Raw genomic sequence first — 7,172 nt, 5'->3', positions numbered from 1 at the left:
CCTCCCACACCCGCCACTGGCTCACGCCACCTGCTGGAATGCCACCCCAGCGGGAAGCGTCAGCGACCGACGCGTGATCAATGTCATCTACTTCAGCTCCAAAGGTGTTAGCGGAACGGCGCGAGCCGTCCGGTTGCGCTTCAAAAACACCGTGAAAGACCGGAGGGCTCGCGCCCTACCGCTAACAAAAACAACCCGCTTGGCGCCAAAGTAAATGTCATTGGCCGCGTGCCCCTCTCCTCCCACACCCGCCACTGGCTCACGCCACGTGCTGGAATGCCACCCCAGCGGGAAGCGTCAGCGACCGACACGTGATCAATGTCATCTACGCTGGCTCTGATGGTGTTAGCGGAACGGCGCGAGCCGTCCGGTTGCGCTTCAAAAACACCGTGAAAGACCGGAGGGCTCGCGCCCTACCGCTAACAAAAACAACCCGCTTGGCGTCAAAGTAAATGTCATTGGCCGCGTGCCCCTCTCCTCCCACACCCGCCACCGGCTCACGCCACGTGCTGAGAGGCCGCCATGAGAGCCCTTGCCGAATCGGGGGCTGATTGCCTATTCTGTGGGGCTTCGCGGTTCTGTACGCCAGCCAGGCCCGCTTGCACCCCAAAAACAACGAGAGAAATGCCATGAAAGAAGGCATCCACCCCAAGTACCAAGCGACCACGATCAGCTGCGGTTGCGGCAATTCCTTTGAAACCCGCACCGTCCGCGGCGGCGAGTTGAAGGTCGATATTTGCAACGCCTGTCACCCGTTCTACACCGGCAAGCTGAAATTCGTCGACACCGCCGGCCGGATCGATAAATTCCAGAAGAAATTTGCCGCCGGTTCATACGGCAGCTTGCAGAACAAAGGCAAAAAGAAATAGCCGGTTCATCTCCGCCGCCAGAACGCTCCATCTCCCCCCCTTGGGATCCGAAGCGTGCTGACGACAGGCTACGCCAACCGCATGGTCCTCGCCACTGGCAGGAACATGCGGTTTTTTTCTTCGATTGTCTTCTCCAAATCCTGCCCCCCCGAAGTCCCAAACGGACTGTTGGCGACCATGAGCACCATCCGCGACCTGCTGGAAGAAAAACTCAACCGGTTCGAGCAACTTGAACGCGACATGTCGGACCCCGAAGTGCTCGGCGACGGGGCACGGATGAGTGCAACGGCGCGAGAACACGGCGGTCTGGCGCGGCTGGCCGGCAAATACCGCGAATTCAAACGGATGAGCAATGAAATCGCCGGCTGCAAGGAAATGGCCGAGGCGGCCGAAGACAGCGAAGAACGTGACATGGCCGAAACCGAAATGGCCGACCTGCGACGACAACGCGAATCGCTCTGGGAAGACCTGTTGTCGATGACCATCGGCGGCGAAGACAGCCACCGCACCCGCTGCGTGATGGAAATCCGCGCCGGCACCGGTGGCGAAGAAGCGGCACTGTTCGCCCGTGATCTGTTTGAAATGTATCGCCGTTATGCCGAACTGAAAAAATGGAAAGTCGAATTGATGGACAGCAGCCCCTCCGACATGGGCGGGTTCAAAGACATCACGTTGACGCTCGAAGGTGACAGCGTCTACCGCGACTTGGCATACGAATCCGGCGGGCACCGCGTCCAACGCGTCCCCGAAACCGAAACCCAAGGCCGCGTCCACACCAGTGCCGCCACCGTCGCCGTCATGCCGGAACCGGAAGACGTCGAAATCGACTTGAAGGCAGACGACTATCGCGTCGACAAATTCGGCGCGTCCGGCCCCGGCGGCCAGCACGTCAACAAAACGGAATCCGCGATCCGCTTGACCCACCACGAAACCGGTATCGTCGTGCAGTGCCAAGACGAAAAAAGTCAGCACAAGAATCTGGCCAAAGCCCTCCGGGTCCTCAAGGCGCGGATCTATGAAAAGAAACGCGAAGAGGAAGCGGCCAAGCAAGCCGAACAACGAAAGGGACTGATCGGATCGGGCGACCGCAGCCAACGCATCCGCACCTACAACTTTCCCCAAAACCGACTGACCGACCACCGGATCAATCTGACGCTCTACAAATTGGACCAGATCCTGGCCGGTGACTTGACGGCGGTGACCGAAGCGCTGATTGAATACGACCGAGATCAACTCCGTGGAGACATGGTCGACTAATGTCTGAATCACAAACGTCCGAACAACCCTGGACCGTGTTGCGATTGCTGCAATGGACGACCGAGTTCTTTCAAAAACGCGGCAGCGGCTCGGCGCGACTCGATGCGGAAATTCTGCTCGCCCATGCGCGACAGTGCAGCCGCATCGAACTTTACACCGCGTTCGAAGAACAACCGGACGAAGCCCAGCGCGCCGCGTTCCGCGAACTGGTGCGGCGTCGTGGCGAAGGAACCCCGGTCGCCCAATTGGTCGGTTACAAAGAATTCTATTCGTTGCGATTCCGCGTCAACGAACACACGCTGATCCCGCGCCCCGAAACCGAGCACCTGGTGATCGAAGCCCTCGACTGCGCCAAAGCGTCGGTCAACGATCGACCGCTGCGGATCGCCGATGTGGGGACCGGCTCGGGCGCGATCGCCGTCGCGCTGGCACTGCACCTGCCCAGCGCCCAAGTCACCGCGACCGACATCAGCGCCCAGGCCCTCGAAGTCGCTCAATGGAATGCCGATCAACACGAGGTTGCCGATCGCGTCGACTTTCACTGCTGCGATCTGTTGGCCGACGTCGAGCAACCCGAAACGTTCGATCTGATCTGCAGCAACCCGCCCTACGTCAGCGAAAGCGAATACGCCCAACTGGACCGCTCGGTGCGTGAACACGAACCGAAATCGGCCCTGGTGGCGGGAGAGGACGGGACGGAAACGATCAAGCGGCTGATGGCCGAAGCGTACCCGCGACTCGAGCCCGGCGGGCGGCTGATCATCGAACTGAGCCCGATGATCGCCGACGCCTGCGAAGACCTGGCCGAACAAATCAGCGAACTCGGCGATTTGCGGTTCATCAAAGACCTCGCCGGACACCGCAGAATCCTCTCCCTCGGCCGGATTTAACACCTGCAGACGGCCGGCAACGGAACCGGCCCCTTTATCGAGCGCGTGCAGTTTAGAAGTCACCCTCCTGGCAGGAGGGTCGAGCGAAGCGAGGGGAGGTCGATCGGTGAATCACGGCGTAACACCCCTTCGGATACTCACGTCGAAACTTTTCTCCAGTGCAACCACGATTGCGCAGGACCACGCAACAGCGCCACCCCGCACCCAATCCGCCGGAACCGGGGCCCGCGTCCTCCTTGCGCCGCATTCCCATCGACGATCCATCGTTGGCGGCTATGATGTACCGCACGATGTGCCCTGCGAACGAATCCGGGGCGACTTCTGAATCTCCAAGCGGCCGAAAAAAACCGATTGAACACGACGCTCCAATCCAACTCTCTGTGGAACGACTCCGCCCTTAACGCCCAAGACTACTACGAGCGTTGTGATGCGGCGGGAGCGGTGCGCCCCCACTGGGCGATGGTCAGCGAGGAGATCGATCGCCTGGGCCTTCCGGAGCTACGAGATCGCTCCGCCGCGATCGAACGATTCTGCCGCGACAATGGCGTCACTTTTCACGCCAGCGAGACCCCCGACGAATCCAATCGCCCCTGGAAACTGTCCGTCGTTCCGTTCGTGATCGGCGCCGCGGAATGGGAGACGCTGTCGACCGCATTGGCGGGACGGACGCGGCTGCTGGAAACCGTCTTGTCGGATCTGCTGGGCCCCCAGCGATTGATCCGCGAAGGCATCGTGCCGGGCGAATTGCTGTGGGCCAATCCGTCCTTCAATCGCACCTACCACAATCTGGAAACGTCGCAGCAGCACCTGCACATCACCGCGACCGACCTGGCCCGGGACGCCGACGGTGTCTGGCATGTCACCGGAGATCGCACCCGCGCCCCCAGCGGCCTCGGCTATCTGTTGGAAAATCGAATCATCACCAGCCGTGTCCTGCCGACGTTGATTCGACGCAGCAACACGCTGCGGCTGGCGTCGTTTTTCGAATCCCTCAAAGACCACCTGTACTCGCTGGCGACCACCCACCGCGACGATCCTCGGGTCGTGTTATTGACGCCACCGAGCGGCAGCTACCGTGAATTCGAAGATAACTACTTGGCGCGTTATCTCGGTTTGACGTTGGTCCAGGGCAGCGACTTGGCCGTCCGCACGGGCGAGCTGAATTTAAAAACACTCGGCGGGTTGCAGCCGATCCAGGTCTTGTGGCGACATGTGTCGGATCGCCGCTGTGATCCGCTGGAACTCGACCCGGCGTCGGGGGAAGGTGTCACCGGTCTGCTCCGCTGTGTCCGCCGCCGCAGCGTCGCGGTGGTCAATACGATCGGCAGCGTGCTCGTCCAAACGCCGGCATTGCTGCCCTACCTGGACAAGGCACACCAATTCTTCTTTGGCGACGAACTCAAACTGACGGCGGCACCGACGTATTGGTGCGGTGACCCGAGCCACCGCAGCTACGTGATGGAGCATCTCGATTCGCTCAACTTTCGAAACGCGTTCGCCGTCTCCGGTGGCTCGGCGATCGTGTTGTCCGAGTTGTCTCCCAACGATCGCGAAGCCTTCCTGCAACGTCTCGCCGCGAAACCGTCGGACTATGTGGCGCAGGAACGTCTGCAATTCAGCAAAACACCGGTCTGGACGGGCAAACAGATCGAACCCCAGAAGACGACCTTGCGATCCTTTCAACTGCTCACCGGCGACGGGGTCACCGTCCTGCCGGGCGCGCTGGCCCGCGTCGGACATGACCAATTGGAATTGTCGCGGTCACCCGTCAGCGGGCAAATGACGCAGGACTGCTGGGTCACCAGCGACGTGCCGGTCGACGAACACAAGACGCTGCTTCCCGATTCCGAGACGGTGATCAAACTGCGCCGCGGCGGTGACGAATTACCCAGCCGCGTCGCCGAGCACCTGTACTGGCTCGGCCGCTACGCCGAACGCGCCGAAGCGATCTCGCGGGTGATGCGGACGACGTTGGCACGGATCGCCGGCGAAGAACACTGGGACACGCTGGCCGAAGTCCAGCGTCTGGTTCGCACGCTGGCCTCGATGGGACAAATCGAACCCGGCTTTGCCGTCGAACCGTTCGTCGCCAATCTGCCTCACGTCGAACAAAATCTGCCGCTCTCGGTGCTGGACCGCGGACAGCCTCGCGGACTCGTCCGCACCCTCGAATCGGTGATGCACAACACGATCGCCGTCCGTGGACGCTTGTCATCAGAAGCCTATCGAATCGTGCATCGCGCGACCGCTGAATTGACCCAATCCACCGGCGCGACCACCCCGTCGGGAGCCAACTCGATCGGCATCGGCGAAGCGATCGAACGCGTCGACCGGTTGATCGTCGACCTGTTGGCGCTGGCGGGATTGACCAGCGAAAGTCTGGTCCGCACCCACGCCTGGCAATTCCTCGAACTGGGCCGCCGGCTGGAACGCGCCGAACACCTCTGCGAACTGCTGACCGCGACCCTGTGCCCGCCGACCGACAACGGCAAACCGGTCTGCGAAGCGGTCCTGGAAGTCACCGACAGCATCGTGACCTACCGTTCGCGATACAAGAACCTGGTCCGCTTGGCACCGGTGATCGATCTGCTGGTGACCGACGAAACGAATCCGCGTTCGCTGCGTTTTCAACTCGATCACATCGCCACGTTGTTCCAAAAACTGCCCTCGACCGAAGGCCCCGTCGGACTCGACGCGATCAAACGCATCGTGCTGGATTTGCAGTACCGCGTCACCACGGCCGATCCGATCGAATTGTCGCAAACCAGCCAGGACGGCACCCTCGAACAGCTCCAATCGGTCCTCGAACAGGTCGCCGCCGACCTGCCCCGACTCGCCGAAGGCATCAACGCCCGCTATCTGATCCACACCGAATCGCGACAGTTCCTGACCGGGACGGGACGATGAGCGAGAACGACGACGCACCGATTCGCTACCGTGTTCGGCATTCGACCGAATACCGATACAGCAACAATGTCGCGGTCTGCCAAAACCAGGTTCGCATGCAACCGGTGACCGGCGGCAACGTGACGTGCGAGCGGACGGAGTTGTCGATCGCACCGGAGCCGACCAGCCGGGACGAACACATCGACTATTTCGGCAACCGGGTGATCACGTTTTCGATCGAAGCGATTCACAAATCGTTGACCGTCGACGTCGAGAGTATCGTCGCCGTGTCGGCACAGATGACGACCGACAGCCAGCCGTCACCGCAGTGGGAAACGCTGCTGGCGACCAGCCCGAACGAGCTGCACCGCCCCAAGATCGACGAACATCGCTTCGGCTCGCCGCGGATCACGCCGGCCGACCCCTATGCCAAGTACGCGGCAAGTTCGTTCACGCCGCAGCGGAGCATCATCGACGCGGCACTCGATCTGACACGCCGCATCAACGCCGATTTCAAATACGACACCACGGCGACCACCGTCGCGACGACCACCAAAGAAGCGTTTACCCTTCGCGCCGGGGTCTGCCAAGACTTCGCCCACGTCGAAATCGCCTGCCTGCGTTCGATGGGATTGGCCGCGCGGTACGTCAGCGGTTACCTGCGAACCCTGCCCCCGCCGGGGAAAGAACGATTGATCGGCGCCGATGAATCGCACGCCTGGGTCGAAGTCTACGCCGGTGAAACGATCGGCTGGCTGGGCCTGGACCCGACCAACGCCTGCCTGGTCGCAGCCGATCACATCCCCGTCTGCATCGGCCGCGACTACGACGACGTCAGCCCGATGCGCGGCGTCGTCCTGGGCGGCGGAACCAACACGCTGAAAGTCAGCGTCGACGTCGAACCGATCGCTGACGCCTAACGGCAGCTTCGGGCAACCCATTTAGATTCTCTCCCCCTGGGAGAGACGGCGTTTGCGAAGCAAGCAAACGCCAGAGAGGGCCCACGCCGCAAAAGCCTTGGCTCCTGCCGCAACGATCAACTCCGTCACCTAACATCGCACGAAAAAGAGTGGGATAGGCTTCCAGCCTGTCGACGCTGGAATGACGAGCCTGGAAACCTATCCGACTCGCTAGATCCGACACTAATTTCTCGTTCGGTTCTCATACAAAAGACGTCCCTTGGGACATCGATTCTTTTGCTTCAGCTTCGGGCAACCCATTTAGATTCCCCCCCCTCTGGGAGAGACGGTGTTTGCGAAGCAAGCAAACG

Annotated in this window: 5 protein-coding genes; all 5 read left to right on the top strand. The window is 61.2% G+C overall.

Annotated elements, in window-relative coordinates:
- Nucleotides 1–629 precede the first annotated feature (629 nt).
- The 5 genes from rpmE (at nucleotide 630) to NZK35_RS27545 (ending at nucleotide 6,822) form a co-directional block, all read left to right on the top strand.
- Nucleotides 630–869, top strand: a complete 240-nt coding sequence (rpmE, locus tag NZK35_RS27565) for a 50S ribosomal protein L31 (RefSeq protein WP_259635742.1) — start codon at nucleotides 630–632, stop codon at nucleotides 867–869.
- A gap of 177 nt (nucleotides 870–1,046) precedes the next feature.
- A complete protein-coding gene (gene prfA / locus NZK35_RS27560) occupies nucleotides 1,047–2,126 on the top strand; it encodes a peptide chain release factor 1 (RefSeq protein ID WP_259635741.1) in 1,080 nt (359 codons plus the stop codon).
- Nucleotides 2,126–3,016: a peptide chain release factor N(5)-glutamine methyltransferase gene (gene prmC / locus NZK35_RS27555; RefSeq protein WP_259635740.1), complete on the top strand. Its 891-nt coding sequence runs from the start codon at nucleotides 2,126–2,128 to the stop codon at nucleotides 3,014–3,016. Before prfA ends, prmC begins: the two co-directional genes overlap by 1 nt.
- A gap of 351 nt (nucleotides 3,017–3,367) precedes the next feature.
- On the top strand, nucleotides 3,368–5,923 hold the full coding sequence (locus NZK35_RS27550) for a circularly permuted type 2 ATP-grasp protein (RefSeq protein ID WP_407699842.1): 2,556 nt from the start codon (nucleotides 3,368–3,370) through the stop codon (nucleotides 5,921–5,923).
- Nucleotides 5,920–6,822 (top strand): transglutaminase family protein, encoded by a 903-nt coding sequence (locus tag NZK35_RS27545; RefSeq protein WP_259635739.1) that lies wholly within the window; start codon nucleotides 5,920–5,922, stop codon nucleotides 6,820–6,822. The genes NZK35_RS27550 and NZK35_RS27545 overlap by 4 nt, the downstream gene beginning before the upstream one ends.
- Nucleotides 6,823–7,172: the final 350 nt, after the last annotated feature.

Source organism: Stieleria sedimenti, from assembly GCF_025060895.1.
In the GTDB taxonomy this organism is placed as follows: Bacteria; Planctomycetota; Planctomycetia; order Pirellulales; family Pirellulaceae; genus Stieleria; species Stieleria sedimenti.
This window is presented reverse-complemented; position numbering and strand designations above follow the sequence as displayed.